At 56.7% G+C, this 1126-nt stretch carries 1 protein-coding gene; it reads right to left on the bottom strand.

Annotated elements, in window-relative coordinates; all coding sequences use genetic code 11:
- Nucleotides 1-561: 561 nt before the first annotated feature.
- Entirely contained in the window at nucleotides 562-813 is a 252-nt protein-coding gene (locus tag GFD21_RS10900; protein ID WP_163197997.1) for a hypothetical protein, read from the bottom strand.
- Nucleotides 814-1126 lie beyond the last annotated feature (313 nt).

Genomic DNA, 1126 nt, shown 5'->3' with positions numbered 1-1126 from the left:
CACCCGTCAACCATGCCCCAGGACACACCGTCAACCATGCCCCGAGACATGCGTCAACTATCCGCTCGGACTAGACACCGGCGTGTCGAAAACACCAAAAACACAACACAAACACACCCGAAAACTTCGATATGCCGGCGTCAATCGATGCACACATTTTCCTATCGGCGTGTCGCGATTCGTTCATCCACCATCCACTAGCACAGATGGACGCCTCCGGCGTAGCCAAGCACTTCGCATCATCCTCCGTGCCATCATTCGAATTCATATGTGCATGCAGACGAATACCCATGATGGGCCAGGTTTCGTTGCATGTACCGGGTGCTGGGGAATTGCCGGCGCATGTATAACCGCCGTTGTCATCATCGGCTTTGACGATGGATAAATGCCGTACATCCTCGTACGCGCATGAGATCGATGCCGATTCGCCGATAACGGGCATTATGTCAGGTGGACGCGAACCATGTCGCACATGCCGGATACGAATCTCCTCCGATCGGAAAATGACCGGATGGTACGGATAGCGCACGGATTCGTCAGGGCGGGGCCGAAAGCCGGGAATCATCGTCTCCGAGGCTTGTAGCCTTTTTTGCGGCTATGCGGCTTGAGCTGCTGGTTCAACGGCACGTGCCGATAACTGGACTGTGGATCGCGATGGGTGAGATGCCAGGTGCCGCAGAATTGGCAACGGTACACCCAGAGTTCGGCACCACGCTCGATAAGGCTCTGATCGGCAGCACGCTGCGCCTGGCCTTTATCGTGGTACATGATCTTGTTCGATGTTGCGCACCGCTTGGGTGTGAAGTAATGCATGGGGCCCCAATCCGAAATCAGTATGCATTCATCATAAACGTATTCATCGAACTAGAGCCCTGGCCATGGAGATGATGGGCCGTCTTGTTTCGTGGGTATCCCGTGGTTCCTGTCGGTTTCGTGGGTGTCGTCGTCCGCTCGTGGTCCTGTGTCGGTGGTTGCGGGTTCGCGTGTGGCCGATGCCGTGTTCCCGGTTTGTTTGTTGGTGTTGTGGTATGCAGGGACCCCCGGGAGCTGTGCTCGACCGGGGGTCCTGATCGTGTGGTGCGGCGACGTGCTACTCTCCCACGCCCTGTCGGGTGCAGTACCATCG

The sequence above is a fragment of the Bifidobacterium platyrrhinorum genome, from assembly GCF_010667645.1.
GTDB lineage: Bacteria > Actinomycetota > Actinomycetes > Actinomycetales > Bifidobacteriaceae > Bifidobacterium > Bifidobacterium platyrrhinorum.
The sequence above is the reverse complement of the archived record's forward strand: the minus strand, read 5'-3'. Positions and strand labels throughout refer to the sequence as shown.